The 17024-nt window shown below is 67.3% G+C and carries 13 protein-coding genes, 5 tRNA genes and 2 rRNA genes (1 of these 20 cut by a window edge); 9 read left to right on the top strand and 11 right to left on the bottom strand.

The genetic code is table 11. The annotated features are described in order from the left end of the window. The 3 genes from ABVN73_RS20100 to ABVN73_RS20090 all read left to right on the top strand — a co-directional run. Positions 1-1741 (top strand): 23S ribosomal RNA (locus ABVN73_RS20100) (it extends 1005 nt beyond the left edge of the window). 132 nt (positions 1742-1873) lie between these two features. Then, positions 1874-1989 (top strand): 5S ribosomal RNA (rrf, locus tag ABVN73_RS20095). A gap of 430 nt (positions 1990-2419) precedes the next feature. Then, a complete protein-coding gene (locus ABVN73_RS20090) occupies positions 2420-3259 on the top strand; it encodes a class I SAM-dependent methyltransferase (RefSeq protein ID WP_353859998.1) in 840 nt (279 codons plus the stop codon). Between the two features lie 447 nt (positions 3260-3706). Here ABVN73_RS20090 and ABVN73_RS20085 read toward each other — a convergent pair. The 5 genes from ABVN73_RS20085 to ABVN73_RS20065 form a co-directional block, all read right to left on the bottom strand. Continuing rightward, positions 3707-3780 (bottom strand) — tRNA-Gln (locus ABVN73_RS20085). A gap of 1 nt (position 3781) precedes the next feature. Beyond that, positions 3782-3856: transfer RNA gene (locus ABVN73_RS20080), tRNA-Val, on the bottom strand. Positions 3857-3901: 45 nt separating this feature from the next. Next, a tRNA-Asp gene (locus ABVN73_RS20075) sits at positions 3902-3978 on the bottom strand. Positions 3979-4077: 99 nt separating this feature from the next. Continuing rightward, a tRNA-Ala gene (locus ABVN73_RS20070) sits at positions 4078-4153 on the bottom strand. A gap of 1 nt (position 4154) precedes the next feature. Next, positions 4155-4229, bottom strand: a tRNA-Thr gene (locus tag ABVN73_RS20065). Between the two features lie 177 nt (positions 4230-4406). On the opposite strand from ABVN73_RS20065, the gene ABVN73_RS20060 reads away from it, so the two are divergent. Further along, positions 4407-5726, top strand: a complete 1320-nt coding sequence (locus ABVN73_RS20060) for a class I SAM-dependent methyltransferase (protein ID WP_353859997.1) — start codon at positions 4407-4409, stop codon at positions 5724-5726. A gap of 157 nt (positions 5727-5883) precedes the next feature. Here ABVN73_RS20060 and ABVN73_RS20055 read toward each other — a convergent pair whose 3' ends face one another. Next, positions 5884-6357, bottom strand: a complete 474-nt coding sequence (locus tag ABVN73_RS20055) for an RT0821/Lpp0805 family surface protein (RefSeq protein WP_353859996.1) — start codon at positions 6355-6357, stop codon at positions 5884-5886. 236 nt (positions 6358-6593) lie between these two features. Between ABVN73_RS20055 and ABVN73_RS20050 the strand changes: the two genes are divergently transcribed. Continuing rightward, a complete protein-coding gene (locus ABVN73_RS20050) occupies positions 6594-9383 on the top strand; it encodes a carbohydrate-binding domain-containing protein (RefSeq protein ID WP_353859995.1) in 2790 nt (929 codons plus the stop codon). 53 nt (positions 9384-9436) lie between these two features. Continuing rightward, complete coding sequence (locus tag ABVN73_RS20045) at positions 9437-9613, top strand: YqaE/Pmp3 family membrane protein (RefSeq protein WP_353859994.1); 177 nt, start codon at positions 9437-9439, stop codon at positions 9611-9613. Between the two features lie 241 nt (positions 9614-9854). On the opposite strand, the gene ABVN73_RS20040 is transcribed toward ABVN73_RS20045, so the two are convergent. From ABVN73_RS20040 to ABVN73_RS20025, 4 genes are all read right to left on the bottom strand, one after another. Beyond that, the gene (locus ABVN73_RS20040) at positions 9855-11558 is read right to left on the bottom strand and encodes a methyl-accepting chemotaxis protein (protein WP_353859993.1); all 1704 of its coding nucleotides are present in this window, start codon (positions 11556-11558) and stop codon (positions 9855-9857) included. A 335-nt stretch (positions 11559-11893) separates the two neighbouring features. Continuing rightward, entirely contained in the window at positions 11894-12715 is an 822-nt protein-coding gene (locus ABVN73_RS20035) for a metallophosphoesterase family protein (RefSeq protein WP_353859992.1), read from the bottom strand. A gap of 13 nt (positions 12716-12728) precedes the next feature. Then, positions 12729-13916 (bottom strand): ATP-grasp domain-containing protein, encoded by a 1188-nt coding sequence (locus ABVN73_RS20030; RefSeq protein ID WP_353859991.1) that lies wholly within the window; start codon positions 13914-13916, stop codon positions 12729-12731. Between the two features lie 62 nt (positions 13917-13978). Continuing rightward, positions 13979-15160 (bottom strand): GNAT family N-acetyltransferase, encoded by a 1182-nt coding sequence (locus tag ABVN73_RS20025; RefSeq protein ID WP_353859990.1) that lies wholly within the window; start codon positions 15158-15160, stop codon positions 13979-13981. Positions 15161-15577: 417 nt separating this feature from the next. On the opposite strand from ABVN73_RS20025, the gene ABVN73_RS20020 reads away from it, so the two are divergent. The 3 genes from ABVN73_RS20020 to ABVN73_RS20010 all read left to right on the top strand — a co-directional run bounded on the left by ABVN73_RS20020 (position 15578) and on the right by ABVN73_RS20010 (position 16608). Next, a complete protein-coding gene (locus ABVN73_RS20020) occupies positions 15578-16027 on the top strand; it encodes a Fur family transcriptional regulator (protein WP_014197677.1) in 450 nt (149 codons plus the stop codon). Further along, entirely contained in the window at positions 16027-16278 is a 252-nt protein-coding gene (locus ABVN73_RS20015; RefSeq protein WP_353859989.1) for a hypothetical protein, read from the top strand. The genes ABVN73_RS20020 and ABVN73_RS20015 overlap by 1 nt, the downstream gene beginning before the upstream one ends. Before the next feature lie 114 nt (positions 16279-16392). Beyond that, positions 16393-16608: a SlyX family protein gene (locus ABVN73_RS20010; protein WP_353859988.1), complete on the top strand. Its 216-nt coding sequence runs from the start codon at positions 16393-16395 to the stop codon at positions 16606-16608. A gap of 16 nt (positions 16609-16624) precedes the next feature. Here the strand turns inward: ABVN73_RS20010 and ABVN73_RS20005 are convergent, their stop codons facing one another. Next, positions 16625-16885: a hypothetical protein gene (locus ABVN73_RS20005; RefSeq protein WP_353859987.1), complete on the bottom strand. Its 261-nt coding sequence runs from the start codon at positions 16883-16885 to the stop codon at positions 16625-16627. Between the last annotated feature and the right edge of the window lie 139 nt (positions 16886-17024).

The following is a 17024-nucleotide window of genomic DNA, read 5'->3' as shown; positions in this document are numbered from 1 at the left end:
TGGGAAAGGATGTGGGAAGGCCATGACAACCAGGAGGTTGGCTTAGAAGCAGCCATCCTTTAAAGAAAGCGTAATAGCTCACTGGTCTAGTTAAGCCGGCCTGCGCCGAAAATGTATCGGGGCTCAAGCCGTGTACCGAAGCTGCGGATGTGATCTCTGATCACGTGGTAGCGGAGCGTTCCGTAAGCCTGCGAAGGGTGTCCGTGAGGCCGCCTGGAGGTATCGGAAGTGAGAATGCTGACATGAGTAGCGACAAACAGTGTGAGAAACACTGTCGCCGAAAGTCCAAGGGTTCCTGCGCAAGGTTAATCCACGCAGGGTGAGCCGGCCCCTAAGGCGAGGCCGAAAGGCGTAGTCGATGGGAACCACGTTAATAGTCGTGGGCCAGCGGGTGTGTGACGAATGGGAAAGCGTGTCGGGCCTTATCGGATTGGCCCGGCTGGGGACCCGTTCCAGGAAACAGCCCCCGCATCAGACCGTACCCCAAACCGACACAGGTGGACTGGTAGAGCATACCCAGGCGCTTGAGAGAATGGTGTTGAAGGAACTCGGCAAATTGCCCTCGTAACTTCGGAAGAAGAGGGCCCCGTTGTGGCGCAAGCCATGGCGGGGGCACAGACCAGGGGGTGGCGACTGTTTACTAAAAACACAGGGCTCTGCGAAGCCGTACAAGGCGACGTATAGGGTCTGACGCCTGCCCGGTGCCGGAAGGTTAAGAGGAGGGGTTCACGCTCCGAATTGAAGCCCCGGTAAACGGCGGCCGTAACTATAACGGTCCTAAGGTAGCGAAATTCCTTGTCGGGTAAGTTCCGACCTGCACGAATGGCGTAACGACTTCCCCGCTGTCTCCAACACCAACTCAGCGAAATTGAACTCTCCGTGAAGATGCGGAGTACCCGCGGTCAGACGGAAAGACCCCGTGCACCTTTACTACAGCTTTGCAGTGGTGCTAGGGATCTCATGTGTAGGATAGGTGGGAGGCTAGGAAACCCGGGCGCCAGCTCGGGTGGAGCCATCCTTGAAATACCACCCTTGAGGTCTCTGGCATCTAACCGCGCTCCGTTCATCCGGAGCCGGGACCCTGCATGGCGGGTAGTTTGACTGGGGCGGTCGCCTCCCAAAGCGTAACGGAGGCGCGCGATGGTGGGCTCAGAGCGGTCGGAAATCGCTCGTCGAGTGCAATGGCATAAGCCCGCCTGACTGCAAGACAGACAAGTCGAGCAGAGACGAAAGTCGGCCATAGTGATCCGGTGGTTCCATGTGGACGGGCCATCGCTCAACGGATAAAAGGTACGCCGGGGATAACAGGCTGATGACTCCCAAGAGTCCATATCGACGGAGTCGTTTGGCACCTCGATGTCGGCTCATCACATCCTGGGGCTGGAGCAGGTCCCAAGGGTTCGGCTGTTCGCCGATTAAAGTGGTACGTGAGCTGGGTTTAGAACGTCGTGAGACAGTTCGGTCCCTATCTGCCGTGGGTGTCGGAGTTTTGCGAGGATCTGTCCCTAGTACGAGAGGACCGGGATGGACATACCTCTGGTGCACCGGTTGTCACGCCAGTGGCATGGCCGGGTAGCTAAGTATGGACGGGATAACCGCTGAAAGCATCTAAGCGGGAAACCCACCTCTAAACCAGAACTCCCTTGAGAGCCGTGACAGACCATCACGTCGATAGGAGGCATGTGGACGGGCGGCAACGCCTGAAGCTGAGCCTTACTAATCGCTCGATCGGCTTGATCCTTCCCAGTGGCGGCCCGCGCGCAGCGGCAAGCCCTGGACGCAACGAGCCAACACCGCAAGAACGCACAACACGTCCTCGATCAACGATACCCCTCTGCCGTCCCGTCCGGATGGTTCGCGTGTGCCTTGGTGACCTGGTGGTCATGGCGAGGCTCCCAACACCCGATCCCATTCCGAACTCGGCCGTGAAACGCCTCAGCGCCGATGGTACTGCGTCTTAAGACGTGGGAGAGTAGGTCGCCGCCAGGTCACCACGGCACACGCCACACCATCCATGGACGCGGACGCAGCAGGGCTCAAACACGCTTGACAATCGGCTTCATGAACGACAGGACCGGCGCTTTCCCAACGGGAGGCGCCGGTTTTGCGTTGCGCCCGGTTGGGTCCGGGTGGTCGATGGGCTGCGGTCTCGCCTCGCCCCCTCCCTAACCCTCCCCCGCCGCGGGCGGGGGAGGGGATTGGTTGCCGGGACGGTGATCGAGTTGTGTCAGGATCGTCTGGGCTTCGGTCAGCAGGGCGTCCCGGACGCGGATGTATTGGTCGAGGGAGGTCCCGGATCGTTGCCGCGCCTGCAAGGCGGCATCTGGAAGGAGCGGGAGGCCGGTTAGAAGACGGCGGACGTATGCCGCCGGCACCCATCTTGCCGACCCGGCAGGCATGCCATGGGGGCGTCAGACAAATGGAACTGTTCGTAGACGAATCCGATGCCCTGGTGCACACTTCCCGCTTCGATTCCAGAACACTCAACGTTGAGGGGTGTATGAACAACCGCTACGGCAGTCTGGCCGCTCTCGTCTACGATCTCGACAAACCCATAGGCCGCACCTTTGGAACGGAGATGGAGTTTTATCTCAGCCGACTGTCGGACTGCCGAGGGCCCATTCTGGAGCCTGGAGTCGGCAATGGGCGTTTGTTGATTCCGTTGGTTGAAGCTGGCCTGTCCGTCGAGGGCTTCGATGCGTCCGAGGAAATGCTGGAGCGTTGCCGCGCGCATTGCCGTGCGCGCAATCTGTCTCCTCGCCTCGACCGGATGCGGTTTGAGGATTTCGCCTACGACCACGCGTTCGACGCCATCGTCGTTCCGCTTGGCTCCTTCCAGCTGATCGGTGATTTCACCGACGCTTTGATGGTGCTCAAGCGCTTTCACAACCATCTCGCGCCCGGTGGGCGGCTGATCCTGGACCTCGATCCCATCAGCGACTTTATCGGGGGCGGCGCCCGGCTCCGGAGCTGGCCAACCGGGGACGGCGACCTGATCACCTTGCAGGAGCAGCCGGTCACCATTGACCACATCGCCCAGCGGAAGGTGTCGCACCTGCGCTATGAGCGATGGCGCGACAGTCGCCTGGTCGAGACCGAACTCGAGTTGTTCACGCTCCGCTGGTGGGGGATCAACGAGTTCCAACTGGCTCTTGAGACCGCCGGCTTCAGCGATGTCGTCATCTCCGGAAACCATGAACACGGTCGCGGCCCGACCTGCGAGGATTGGATAATCACCTTCGAGGGTCGGCGTTCCTGACCGTCATGCGCTGTTGCGGCTTCCCGGAGGAACTCCGTCGATGGCGTCAGTGATCCGGGGAGCGGTCGCGACGGGTGAAGCCTCGTCATCGTCCCATGGCGGCCGCGCCGCGATCCTGTAGGTGGGGTGTTCGTGGTGGATAGGACGGGCAAGATCGCACCGAAGAGCGGTGTGCCGGGCTGCTTGTAGGATGTCCGTGCCGAGAAGCGGCAAGCTCAGGTCGCCCGCGTGGGGACGCTGGTTGCGGGTCGGACGGAACACGGAGGCCCCGGTGCCAGGTTTGATGATGGAGGTGACGCGCGGCTTGGGCCCTGGCGCGGTGCTCCGACGGAGCTGGTGGTGCCTCGGGCAACACTTGGGTCACACGGTCATGAACGCCATCCGCAAGCCGTTGCAGAAGCGGCGCGACCAAGTGGAAGCTTTTTTATAAAGGGAAGACCTGGAAGTTGGTTGGGGGACTAGGATTCGAACCTAGGCTGGCGGAGTCAGAGTCCGCTGTCCTACCGCTAGACGATCCCCCAATGGTGGTCCCGACTGGGATTGAACCAGTGACCCCTACGATGTCAACGTAGTGCTCTCCCGCTGAGCTACAGGACCAAACCGCGAGATACCAAACCAAACTTGACCTGAACCACAAGAAAGTGGCGCGAGTGACGGGACTTGAACCCGCGGCCTCCGGCGTGACAGGCCGGCGCTCTAACCAACTGAGCTACACCCGCGTCGTAGGCGACCTTCTAAAGAACAAAGACCGCCGAAGCAAGCACTAAATTCAACCTTACCCAACTTACTCAAGTCAACCAACCAACCGCCGAAGAAGTTGGTGGAGCCGAGGGGGATCGAACCCCTGACCTCCTCATTGCGAACGAGGCGCTCTCCCATCTGAGCTACGGCCCCATGGTGCTGCCAGAGAGGATTGAACTCTCGACCTCTCCCTTACCAAGGGAGTGCTCTACCACTGAGCTACGGCAGCGTCCGGCGGGAGCGGGTGAATAGCAATCCAGAGCCCCCCCTGTCAAAGGGAAAAATATCGAAGGGGGCATTTCTTTTCCTGCACCCCCGCATCAGCCGCAGGCGGCGCTTGCATCCCGGCACCGACGCAGGGCATCTCTGCGCCCTTCCGACCATGCCCGACCGACAGGTTTTTCCCGTGGATGAGGTTCTGACCGAGGCGCGCCGCCTGATCGAGGCGCGGCATTTCCGGCAGGCGGCGCGCCTGCTGCGGGACTCCGCGCCGGAGGCCGGCGCATCCGCCGAGCGCGACCGGCTGACCGGCCTGGCCGCGCTCGGCCGTCGCGATGCTGCGGCCGCCACCGCCGCGCTGCGCCGCGCCCTGGTGCGCGAGCCGGCCCATGCGGAGACCCTCCAGCGTCTCGCCCAGGCCGTTCTGGCGGGCGGGGACCGCCTCCAGGCGGTGCGCTGGCTGGAGCGGGTCGCGGCGGCCGATCCGGCTTTCCCCGGCCTCCGCGAGGCGCTGGCCGGCGCCTACCGGCGCGACGCCCTCTACGAGGAGGCCCTGCGGGTGACCGGCGAGGCGCTGGCCGCCGGGAACCGCTCGGCGGACATCCTCTATGAGCGGGCGGTCAGCCTCGCCCATCTCGGCGACGCCGCCGGCGCGCTGGCGGTCTTCGACGAGCGGCTGGCCGACGATCCGGAGCACGCCGCCGCGTGGTTCGGCAGCCACGCCGTGGCGCTGGGCCTGAACGGGGTGGAGGACGCGCTGCGCCGCCTGCGTCGGGCTGCGGAGTGTCCGGGCGCGGCGGGCAAATACTGGGGCTTCCTGTGCGCCTACCTGCTGCTGCTGGGCCGCGACGCGGAGGCCGCGGCGCTGCATGGCGAGAAGCTGGCGGGTCAGCCGAAGCGCTTGGCCCTGGTGGAGGCGGTGGCGGCGATCCGCCCGCATCTGGCACCGGACGTCCGGCTCTTCGGCGTCGGGGCGGACCTGCTGCGCTTCGCGCTGGAGCGGGCGGAGGTGCTCGGTCTGGTACTGGAGTTCGGCGTGCGCCGCGGCACCTCGCTGAACCAGATCGCCGACATGGCCGGCCAAGCCGTGCACGGCTTTGATTCGTTCGAGGGGCTGCCGGAAGGCTGGGTGAACGCGCCGCGCGGCGTGCTCAGCACGGGCAAGAGCCTGCCGCCGGTGCGCGGCAACGCGGTGCTGCACGCGGGCTGGTTCGAGGACACGCTGCCGCCCTTCCTGGCCGCCCACGACGGCGCGGTGCGCTTCGTCAATGTGGACAGCGACATCTACTCGTCGGCGCGGACGGTGCTGACGGCCCTGGCGCCGCGCTTCCGGGCGGGGACGGTGCTGGTCTTCGACGAGTTCATCGGGAACCGGACGTGGCGCGAGGACGAGTACCGCGCATTCCTGGAATATGTGGCCGGGTCCGGTGCGGCCTGGGAGATCATCGCCGTCAGCCCGCACACCAAACAGGTGGCGATCCGGCTGACCGCGCTTCCTGCGTCGTGACCTTGGCGTCATGACTCCGGCATCATGACTCCGGCATCATGACTCCGGCATCATGACTCCGGCGTCGTGACTCCGGGGATGCGGCGTGGGCTCCCGCCCCGGCCGCCGCTTCCGCGGCTTGCGGAAGGGTCGGCCGGGGCAGGGGGCGTGCCGGGTGTTAGGACACGATGCGCCAGGTGCCGTCCGGCTGCTGGCAGGCGGTGCCGTTGGCACGCTCGGCCTTGCCGCCGACATAGACGGTCTGCTGGTACTCGCGGCAATAATTGCCGGAGTTGTCGCGGCCGTCGCGGATCGGGGTGATGGTGCCGCGGTTGCCCGATTCCGGGTTGTTCCACTGGATGGTCGAGCCCATCGGCGCCGCATAGGCCTGGGTGGCCGCGCGCTGGGCGTAGGTCTCGTCCGCGCGGTCGAGCGATTGGCCAAGCTCGCTGCCGAGATAGGCGCCGAGCAGCGTGCCCACACCGGTGGTGATGAGCTTGCCGGTGCCGCCGCCGAACTGCGAACCGATCACGCCGCCGGCCGCCGCGCCGCCAAGCGCGCCGACCGTCTGCTTGGTCCCGATGCCGCTGCCGCCGCTCTGGCAGGCGGCAAGCGACAGGGCGACAAAGGCGGTAACAGCGATCTTCTTCATGGGGTCTCTGCCTCTTGGTTCCGTATAAGCCATCAACACGTAAGGCTTCGCTTTAATCCGGGGGAGCCTGCGCTTTGGTGCGTATAACTCCCGCTCAACCGCCTCTCCCGTTATAGGCGGTGGCGGATAGAAGCACGGACCCGGTGCCCCTCGCCTGTTATCAAAATGGCGCACAAATGTCTGGCCGGCCCCGCCATGCTCGCGGCCGTTGAGCATAAGAGCGAGGGAACCATCCAATGGCTTCGACCACCACGGGCAAGACCGACGCCAAGATTGTCGTGAGTGCCTATGGGCAGTCCGCCGGAGGCATCTGGCCGCATTTCCGCCTGTTGATCGACGGCGTCGAGGTGGGCCAGGCAACCGTCAACGCCAGCAGCCCGACCGCCTACAGCTTCACGGTGCCGGTCACCGCGGCGCAGGCGCACAAGGTGCAGATACAATACGACAACGACGCCGTGGTGAACGGCCAGGACCGCTCGCTGATCGTCAGCGGGGTCACCATCAACGGCAAGACCCACAAGCCGACCGACGCCAACGTCACCTACGACAAGGGCGCGTTGGATGGGAAGGACGTGGTCAAGGGCCAGTCGGGGATGTGGTGGAACGGCACGCTGGTGGTGGACACCCCGGCCTCCGACTTTCCCGCCCCGGCGGCGCCGGTCGCCGGAACCTCGACCTTCGTGGTGAACGCGCAGGGCATCGCGGCGGGCGGCACCAACGCGCATTTCAACCTGCTGGTCGACGGCAAGAAGGTGGGCGAGGGCACGGTCGGCACCGCGGCCAAGGACTACAGCTTCACCGCCAACGTCGCACCGGACCAAGCGCACAAGGTGCAGATCCAGTATGACAACGACGCCGTGGTGAACGGGCAGGACCGTTCGCTGATCGTCAACAAGGTCACGATCAACGGCAAGTCCGTCGCCGCCACCGACAGCATCGTCACCTACGACAAGGGTGCGTTGGACGGCAAGGACGTGGTCAAGGGCCAGTCCGGCCTGTGGTGGAACGGCACGCTGGTCGTCGACGCCGACAAGAGCTTCTTCGCGACCGGCGGGTCCACGCCGGCCCCCACGCCCACCCCGACCCCGACGCCGTCCCCCGCCCCGACCGGGCCGGCCTTCTTCGTGGCGACCAACGGCAACGACAAATGGTCGGGCAAGCTGGCCGCCCCCAACGCGGCCGGCACCGACGGGCCGAAGGCGACGCTGACCGCCGCCCGCGACGCCATGCGCGCCGACCCGAACATCGACGTGACCTACGTCCGCGGCGGCGACTACTACATGAAGGACATGCTCTGGCTGGACGGCCAGGACAGCGGGGTCCGCTTCGCCGCCTACGGCAGCGAGAAGCCGGTGTTCCACGGCGGCTCCCTGGTCGACAACTGGGTGTCGCGCGGCAACGGCCTCTACAGCGCGCAGCTTCCCGGCGGCTCCAAGGCGGTGCTCGACCTATCGATGGACGGCGACCGCCAGACGGTGGCCCGCACGCCCAACGCCGACCCCAGCCACCCCATCGACGGCGGCTGGCTGATCGCCACCAAGGCCGGGGCCGACGCCTACACCCAGTTCGGCTTCAAGGCGGGGGCGATCCCGACCTATTCGAACACGGACGGGCTGATGGTCAGCGTCTTCAGCCAGCACGGCTACGACAACATGACCGTGCCGGTGAAGAGCATCGACTACGCCAGCAACACCATCACGCTGGCCCAGGGCACCTACGACGCGCTCGGCGCCGGCAGCCGCTTCTACCTGTTCAACGGCAAGGACCAGCTCGACGCCCCGCGGGAATGGTTCTTCGACAAGGCGTCCAACCAGGTGCTGTTCAAGCCGGAGGGCGGGGCCGTCGCCGGGCACAAGGTGGTCGCGGCGCAGCTCCCCGTGCTGGTCGGGCTGGGCGGCGCCAAGAACGTCACGATCGAGGGGCTGACCCTGACCGACGGCGCGCCGGACGGCCACGCGGTCTACGCCAACAACGCCGCCGGGCTGACCTTCAAGAACAACACCGTCACCAACACCGGCTACGGCATCACGGTGGAGGGCAGCGCCAACAGCACCGTCACCGGCAACCACTTCGCCGAGACCGGGCGCGAGGCCGTCTACGTCAAGGCGGGGTCCAACTTCACCAAGGTGTCGGACAACCTGATCCAGCACGCCAGCGCCGTCGACCACGGCGGCGACGCGCTGTGGGTGAACGGCAGCAACGACGTCTCCATCACCCACAACCAGATCGAGGATACGCCGGGCAAGGCCATCGCGGTCGGCTCCGTCCAGGCCTCGGGCGATGCCACCTACCGGGCGACGATCACCCACAACAAGATCATCGGCGCCAACCAGGAGACCAGCGACGGCGGCGGCATCTACCTGATCAACCGCCAGCAGGATCTGGCCGGGCACACGGTGGCCTACAACGAGGTGTCGGGCACAACCGCCTTCGGCAACGTGACCTGGGACGGCAAGGTCTCCCCGACCTTCCTCGACCCGACGAAGCTGGTGAGCTGGGGCATCTATCTGGACGACTGGACCAGCGGCACCACGGTGAAGGGCAACGTCGTCCACGACAACGTCGGCGGCATCTTCCTGCACGGCGGCTGGAACAACACGGTCACCGACAACATCCTGGCCGACAATCTGGGCACCCAGATCGGTCTGCAGCAGAGCGTCGGCTGGGGCGGCTGGAAGGGCTCGCCGATGGCGAACAACACCATCACCCAGAACATCGTGGACGCCGGCGACGGCCGGGCCGTGGCCCTTGACGGGCCGAAGACGGCGGGGACCTTCACCGGCAACTTCTACGCCGACCTCGACCCCAACGAGGCGCTGTTCCAGGCTTGGCCGCAGGTGATGGCGAACGGCGCCACCGGCACGCTGGCGCAGTGGCAGGCCGCCGGCTACGACAAGGGGTCCTTCACCTTCGACCCGCAGTTCACCGACGCCGCGCACGACAACTTCGCGCCGGTGGCGGGCTCCGCGGTGTACCAGCACGGGTTCGATCCTCTGCCCTTCGACCAGATCGGCCTGCTGGGCTGAGGATCGCGCCGGGGCGAAGGGAACCGGGGGCGGGGCGGCAGCGTTATCGCGGCATGGACATCATACGCATCATACTGGCGCTTCTGCTGCCGCCCGTCGGCGTCTTCCTCCAGGTGGGGTTTGGCGCCCAGTTCTGGATCAACGTGCTGCTGACCCTGTTCGGCTACATACCGGGCATGATCCACGCGCTGTACGTCATCGTGAAGTACAAGGACCGCTCCCCGGCGTGAGGTCCTGACAAGGCCATCGCATCCTGCTCCCTCTCCCGCCCCGGGAGAGGGAAGGGGCCCGCGCAACGCGCGGGAAGGGTGAGGGTGCAGGCAAGGATCAGGGTTTGATCCTCGTACGACCCTCACCCGCTCTCGGCGGACCGAAGGTCCGCCTGCCGCGTCAGCGCTGGCTTTCAGCCAGCGCGAGAGCCCGCTGCCGCGGGCACCCTCTCCCGGGGCGGGAGAGGGGATATTCGCCTCTTTACGCCGCGCGGACCTTCGCGAGGAAGCCGCTGACCTCCGTCCGCAGGCGTGCGGCGGAGCGGCTCAGCTCCTGGGCGCTGCCCAGCACGCGGCCTGCCGCGGTCCCGCCCTGCGAGGCGGCGCCGCTGACCTGCACGATGGCACCCGACACCTCCGCGGTGCCCGCCGAGGCCTGCTGGACGTTGCGGGCGATTTCCTGCGTGGCGATGCCCTGCTGCTCGACCGCCTGGGCGATGTCGTCGGCGATCTGGCTGCTTTCCCCGATGACCTGGGCGATCTCCCGGATCGACTGCACGGTGCGCAGGGTCACGTCCTGAACCCCGGCGATCTGGGCGGTGATGTCCTCCGTCGCCTTGGCGGTCTGGTTGGCGAGATTCTTCACCTCGCTGGCCACCACCGCGAAGCCCTTGCCGGCCTCGCCGGCGCGCGCCGCCTCGATCGTCGCGTTCAGCGCCAGCAGGTTGGTCTGCTGGGCGATCGAGTTGATGAGCTGCACCACCTCGCCGATCTTCTGCGAGGTGCTGACGAGCCCTTCCGCCGTCGCCTGGGTGTCCTCGGCGTTGCGCACGGCGCGGTTGGCGATGTCGGCGGACTGGCGGACCTGCTGGCCGATGCTGCTGACCGACCCGGCGAGCTGCCCGCAGGCGGCCGCCACCGACTCCACGTTGGCGGTCGCCTGGGTCGCCGCGGCGGCGACCGTGCCGGCCTGGTCGGTGGCGCGCTCCATGGTGGCGTTCAGCGTCTGGGCGGCGCCTTCCAGCTCGGCGGCGGCGTGGGACACCAGCTCGACGATGGAGCCGACGCTGCGCTCGAACTGGTCGGCCAGCCCGTTCATCGCCTCGCGCTTCTCGGCCTCGGCGCGGCGTTCCGTCTCCTCCTTCTCCGACTCCATGCGGCGGGCGCGGACCATGTTGTCCTTGAAGACCTGCACGGCGCGGATGATCTCGCCAACCTCGTCGCGGCTGGTCGCCTGCGGCACCTCGATGGTCAGGTCGCCCTCGGCCAGCTTCAGCGTCGTGTCGGTCAGGCGGCGCAGCGGCCGCACTGTCAGGATCGACCACCAGGCGAGCCCGGCGCCGAGCAGGACGGTCACCGCGCACAGCGAGATCATCAGCACCTGGAAGCTCTCGGACACCGTCCGGGCGTGCTTCGCCACCGCCTGGCTCTCGGCCTCCTGGAGGTCGATGAAGGCGTTGATGCGGGCCAGCCACTCGGTGAATCCGGGGCGGGCCTGCTCGACCAGGATCTTGACGGCGCGGTCGGTGTCGCCAGCCTGGCGCGCCTCGATGACGGCGCGGGCCAGCGGCAGGGTCTTGGCCTCGATCTCCTTGATGGAGGCGAGAATGTCCCGTTCCCTGGCGGTGATGTGGGTGCCGACGGCGAACATGCGGTCCAGCTGCTCGGCCGAGCGCGCGTAGTCGGCGGCCAGCCGGTCGATGGTGGCGAGCTCGGCCTTCAGCCCCGCCGCGTCGGACAGGAGCGTGACGTCGCGCAGGCTGATCGCCCGGTCATGCACGCTGCCGCGGAAGTTGATGGCGTAGCGCTGCTTGACGTTGTTGACGTCGTTGATGGTGGAAAGGCTGTCGTTAATGCTGTTGACCTTGTAGATGGCGATGGCCGCCAGCGCGACCATCAGCACCAGGATGCTGGAGAAACTCAGCATCAGCCGAAGGCCGACCTTGGCGTTTCGGAACCAGTTCATTGTCCACACTCCCGCCGGTCCGTGTCGTCGAAGACTTGTTGGATGCCGCCGGCCGCCGAAAGCCCATCCCGCGGCGGAACCGACGGTAGCACCGAAGAGTTGATACGGATTTGCCGAGAGATTGGATCAAAAGGAAAATTTTTCAGGAGGTGGGAAGGGATGGCTGGGTTGTGGCATTTGTCACAGAAAGTCGCCCGTCGTCCGGCTACAGTCGCGCGCGTTGGAAGCCCCCTTGCGAGACCCCGATGGCCGGACCCATGCTCAAGCTGCTGCTCGCCCTGTTGCCGCTCGGCGCGTCGCTGCTGATGCTGGCGACGGTTCAGTGAGGAAACGGGTCACGAGTTGATGACCCGCCGCACCATCTCGTAAATCCCCATCCGCCGGAGCCCCCCCTGAAGGGCGGAGCGCAACGGCGCCGGAATGGACAGCAGGCGCCGCGGTTCAATCCCCGCCCGGCGCGTCTTGTCGAAGGCCGCGCGGTCGTCGTAGGCGACCCGCCGCACGCTCACCGTCCGCCGGGCGGTGTCGAACAGCATCCAGGTCGCGCGCCGCTCCTCGCTCCGCGGCTCCCCCACCGTGCCGGGGTTCAGCAGGTAGCAGGAGCCGCCGCGCAGGACGACCTCGCTGTCGGGGTCGTGCTCCCACAGCTCGCCGTTGCGGTATTCGTGGATGCCGAGCCGGTGCGTGTGCCCGTAGGCGCAGATGCGGGCGCCGGAGGGGTGGGCGAGCAGGGCCTGCGCGGTGCGCCGCATCCGGTCCTCGCTGTTCAGCCGGACCAGCTCGCAGCCGCGGTCCACATGAAGCGCCCCGTGGACGGCAACGAGCTGGTCGCCGACATTCGTCTTCAGCGGCAGGGCGGACAGCCACGCGACGTCCTCCGGCGGCAGGCGCTTGCGAGTCCAGGCGATCGCCCGGATGGCGCGGACGCTGAAGCCGTCGGTGGGGATCTGGCGGGTCACCGCGCGGTCGTGGTTGCCGGCGACGCAGACCGCCCCGGCCTCGCGCAGCAGGCTGATGCAGGGCGACGGGTCGGTGTTGTAGCCCACCACGTCGCCCAGGCAGACGACCCGCTCCACCCCCGCGCCGCTCATGTCGGCCAGCGTGGCCTCCAGCGCCTCGCGGTTGGCGTGGATGTCCGACAGGATGCCGATCCTCATCGCCGCGCCACCCTCACTGGGCCTTCATCGCGCCGCCAGGCGCGTCGTGGGGGGCGCGCGACGGCAGGAAACGGGCGAGCTGGTTGTGCAGGAAGGGCATCGGGTCGTCGAGCGCGATGGCCTTCGCCTCGCAGCCCAGCACCCAGGGCAGCCACGCGGCCATCGACAGGCCGCTGTCCTTGGCGGCCAGCCGGTCCTTGGTGATGTGGCACCAGCGCGCCCCGGCCCGCGCCTTGCCCACCGCCGGACGCGGCAGGCCGAGCCGGTCGGCGTGGACCAGCGCCGGCAGGTTGACCCCGGCCACCGCCCCCAGATGGTGCCACAGGTTGAAGCGCGGATTGACTTCCAGCAGATGCAGCGCGCCGTCCGGGGCGCGCTTGAAGTCGAATTTGGCGACGCCGCGCAGCCCCAGCCGCTCGGTCAGCGAGCGGCCCAGTGCCGCCACGTCCGGCGCGTCGGTGATGGTCAGGGCGGTGCTGTGCCCGTAGGCGAGCGGGTAGGTGCGGATCTTGGCGCCCGTGAACTCCCCGGCCACGCCGCCGCTCTCGTCCACATAGACGTGGTAGCTCTCGATCCGGGTCTCCGGGCCGGGAATCATTTCCTGCACCAGCAGGTCGAGCCCGACCGCCGCCAGCCGCGGCCACAGGGAGCGCAGCTCGTCCGCGGAATCGACCTGGATGGCCTTGGCGAAGCCGTCTGCCTCGTCCCACACCCGGCGGCGGGTCAGCGGCTTGACGATCAGGGGAAAGCGCAGGTCCACCACGTCGGGCGCCGCCTCGCGGGTCGGGAAGAGGCGGCGGGTCGCCGGGACGGGCAGGTCCAGCCGCTCGGCCAGCGCCTGGAAGCGGCCCTTGTCCACCAGATCCTCGACCAGTTCGGCGTCGGCGATGGCGAAGCGGAACCCTTCGGCCAACCGGTCGCGGTTGCGCGAGACGAGCAGGAGCTGGGTATCGTCCTGGAAATAGAGGACCGGCTTCTCCGGCTGGTCCTTGGCGAAGGCCATCATCACCTCGACCAGCCCGTCCGGGTTGCGCGCCGGGTCGTCCCACAGGATGGCGTCCTTGGTGAAGCGGGAGTGCAGGGCGGGGGCCCCGGGATGGGTGACCACGGCGCAGCGCAGTCCGGCCAGCCCCAGCGGGCGCACCATGTCCATGTCGCCCATTACGCAGGCCAGGGCGGAGTTGGCAGGGGTGTTTCTCATTTTCGGCATCCTCCGACCGCCCCGTCGGCGGCCCTGCGGTTGCGGCGTTGGTCTTGACGGAGTCAGCGGTTCATCAGGGGCAGCGGGCTGCGGATCAGCCGCCTCATCCGGTCGGTCAGCCCGGCCTTGACGCGGCGCAGGCGGGTGTCGATCTGGCGGCTTAGCCGGTCCGGGCCGAGCGCGATCCAGTTCATCGGCTGTTCCGTGTTGGACAGCAGCGGCTTGTGCCCCGCCGGAGTGGACATGAAGTCGTAGCAGTCCTCGCCGCGGGCCAGCGTGTCCTCGATGGCCAGGACGTGGGCGACCAGGCCGGGCTTCAGCCGGTTGTCGGCCTCGTAGGCGAAACCGCCCTGGTAGTTCATCACCCGCCCGCGATGGACGAAGTTGTAGAGATAGCCGATGACCGCGTCCCCGGCGCTGACCCGGCACAACCGCACCGTGCCCGCCGGCACGCCGCCGGCGATCAGCCGCTCATGGAAGGGGCGGAAGGCCGGGTTGGAGAAGGCGCCGGACTGGCCGCGCGCGTTCCAGCTCGCCTGATGCAGGATCTCCATGGCGTGGAAGTCCTCCAGCGCCTGTTCCGCCGTGGCGGCGACGCGGTAGGTCAGGGGGCCGCGCTCGGCGTAGAGCCGCATGGCCCGTCGCACTGCGGCGCGGGTGTTCTTGCCGAGGCTGGCGAGATAGCCGGCGCCCTGACGGCGCACGTCCCCCAGATCCACCCACTGGCAGCTGTCGGCCACCCGGACCTGCAGCGCGTGGCCCTGCTGCGCCGCGGCGAGCCGCACCGCCGCCTCCGCCTGCGGCTCCAGCCCGCCCAGCAACAGCTCGTCCCAATTGGTCAGGCGGCGCCCCAGCCAGTCGAAGCAGGCGGCCAGCACGGCGTCCGCGCAGCTCCGGTCGGCAAGGATGCCGTTGTACTCGACGAACAGCCGGTCGAAGGTCCGCTCGCCGGTCTCGTGCAGCAGCCAGCAGCGCGTGCGCAGCAGACCGAAGCGCCACTGCGTGCGCGGGCAGAGCAGCGCCAGCCCGACGATCCGCCCGCCGCGCCGCGCCACCAGCGCGTGGGGGCGCGTGCCGCGGGGCAGGGAGGCCAGCCAGTTGCCGATCCACTGCCAGCTCAGGAAGAAGGAGCCGTCGGCGCGCTCCTCCAGATCAATCCAAATCTTTTCAAATTCTCTCTGATTGTCCAGAGGCTGCAGGGTGATATCGATGCGGTCGCCGTCGTCCTCAACAAGAGTCCTCATGTCCATGGGCTCGGTCTTCCCGGGGGATGTTGATGGAAGGGGCGGCTTCGAATGTTTACGTGCAGAGAATGGGATTGGATAGATGTTTCGAAATCTTTGATCTCATCCGATCTTCCCTGTGTTCCGGCATCTGCATCATGTACGGATGAGCATGACAAAAAACGCGGTGGCGGAAGGTGGGTTGCGGCGTCCCGGTGGGGGAACCCGTCCGGGTCATCGGGGGTATCGGGCGGTGATGCGGCAGCGCAATGGATGTGTCCCTCTGCTCCCTGGACGACGTTCCGCCCGATGCCATGGGCCGGGGTGGCGGCCATTGGTCCAGGTCTAAAGGCAGGTCATACGGATGACCGTTGTCCTTGCCGGCTTTCCTCTCCATCTCTTGAGTCCATGGGTTAGGCATCGGAAAGGACCGGCCCCGTGACCACGCCCGAAGAAGCCCTGCCGTCGCGTCTGGAACGCGCCTGCGCCGAGCGGGGGTTGAAGATGACCGGCCAGCGCCGGATCATCGCCCGCGTCCTGTCGGAAGCCGCCGATCACCCCGATGTGGAGGAGGTCTACCGCCGCGCGGCGGCGATCGACGCGGGCATCAGCCTGGCGACCGTCTACCGCTCGATGCGGCTGTTCGAGGAGATCGGGATCATCCAGCGCCACGATTTCGGCGACGGGCGGGCCCGCTACGAGGAGGCGCGCGGCGACCACCACCATCACCTGATCGACATCGAGACCGGCGAGGTGGTGGAGTTCCAGGACCCGGAGCTGGAGGCCGCGGTCACCCGCATCGCCCGCCATCTCGGCTTCGACATGATCGGGCAGCGGCTTGAGATCTTCGGGCGCCGCATCCAGCGCAAAGGTCCGGAGACGGCCTGATGGCGGCGGAGCGGAGAGGCGGACCGGAGCGCGATCCGGCGGAGCGTTTCGCCGCCTGCGAGGCCGCGGTCTGCGGCTGCCGCCCCGTGGTGGAGCGCGCCTACCGCGAACTGGTCGATTGCGGGCGCCCCGACCGCCACGCGCTGGAGGCCGCCACGGTGGTGCTGCGCTGGCATCATCCGGAGCTGGACGTGCCGCAGGCGCTTCAGATCGTCGAGCGCTGGGTGGTCGCCGGGGACCGGCTGCACTGATGCCGGCTGCGATGCCGGCTGCGATGCCGGCCGCGTTGATGGCGCATTGATCTTGCCTTGCCCGGCGGAGCGGTTCTAAAGCTCTGTCCCTTCCGCGACACCGCAGGGCCACCCATGGACGCCGACGCCGAGAGCCGCCTGACCGAGCTGGAATCCCGCCTCGCCCATCACGAGCGCATGGCCGAGGAGATGTCCGCCGTGCTGTTCGAGCAGGGTCGGACCCTCGACCTCATGACGGCGCAGATGCGCCGCCTGCGCGACCGGATCGCGGAGCTGGAGTCCGGCGTTTCCCGCGCGCCGCAGGACGAGCCGCCCCCGCCCCATTACTGATCTCCTTCGCGGAGGCTCACCGCATCTTCCAGCCGCCGCGCGGGCCGCACCAATTGAACTGCGGGCCGGCGGGCGGCTGGCGCGAGCAGTCGGCCTGGGCGCAGCCGCAGGCGGGGAACAGGCAGCGGTCGCCGTTCACGTCGGTGGCCTGGACGGCCAGCTCGTAGCGCGTGCCGCGCATCAGTTGCGCGCCCGCCGCGCTGTTGCGCTCGTAATGTTCGACGACGGCGAGCAGACGCAGCATGCGGGCACGCTGTCCCTTGGTGTCGAGGCTCATCTTCCAATCTCCCGCCATGGCCGTCCGAGTCGTGCTCCGATGGACATGAAACGGCAGAAGAGGTCCGAGGCTCCAGCGTGCAACCGCCTTACCCACCGCTGGCCGGGCGCCCGCCGGACGCGGTTCCCCGCTTGGCGGG

It is taken from the genome of Azospirillum formosense, assembly GCF_040500525.1.
Taxonomy (GTDB): Bacteria; Pseudomonadota; Alphaproteobacteria; order Azospirillales; family Azospirillaceae; genus Azospirillum; species Azospirillum formosense_A.
This window is presented reverse-complemented; position numbering and strand designations above follow the sequence as displayed.

Excerpts from the sequence above, each read along its gene's own strand:
- ABVN73_RS20040 (WP_353859993.1), bottom strand. The coding sequence starts at position 11,558 with ATGAACTGGTTCCGAAACGCCAAGGTCGGCCTTCGGCTGATGCTGAGT.
- ABVN73_RS20010 (WP_353859988.1), top strand. The coding sequence starts at position 16,393 with ATGGACGCCGACGCCGAGAGCCGCCTGACCGAGCTGGAATCCCGCCTC.
- ABVN73_RS20005 (WP_353859987.1), bottom strand. The coding sequence starts at position 16,885 with ATGAGCCTCGACACCAAGGGACAGCGTGCCCGCATGCTGCGTCTGCTC.
- ABVN73_RS20015 (WP_353859989.1), top strand. The coding sequence starts at position 16,027 with ATGGCGGCGGAGCGGAGAGGCGGACCGGAGCGCGATCCGGCGGAGCGT.
- ABVN73_RS20025 (WP_353859990.1), bottom strand. The coding sequence starts at position 15,160 with ATGAGGACTCTTGTTGAGGACGACGGCGACCGCATCGATATCACCCTG.
- ABVN73_RS20045 (WP_353859994.1), top strand. The coding sequence starts at position 9,437 with ATGGACATCATACGCATCATACTGGCGCTTCTGCTGCCGCCCGTCGGC.
- ABVN73_RS20035 (WP_353859992.1), bottom strand. The coding sequence starts at position 12,715 with ATGAGGATCGGCATCCTGTCGGACATCCACGCCAACCGCGAGGCGCTG.
- ABVN73_RS20050 (WP_353859995.1), top strand. The coding sequence starts at position 6,594 with ATGGCTTCGACCACCACGGGCAAGACCGACGCCAAGATTGTCGTGAGT.
- ABVN73_RS20090 (WP_353859998.1), top strand. The coding sequence starts at position 2,420 with ATGGAACTGTTCGTAGACGAATCCGATGCCCTGGTGCACACTTCCCGC.
- ABVN73_RS20030 (WP_353859991.1), bottom strand. The coding sequence starts at position 13,916 with ATGAGAAACACCCCTGCCAACTCCGCCCTGGCCTGCGTAATGGGCGAC.
- ABVN73_RS20055 (WP_353859996.1), bottom strand. The coding sequence starts at position 6,357 with ATGAAGAAGATCGCTGTTACCGCCTTTGTCGCCCTGTCGCTTGCCGCC.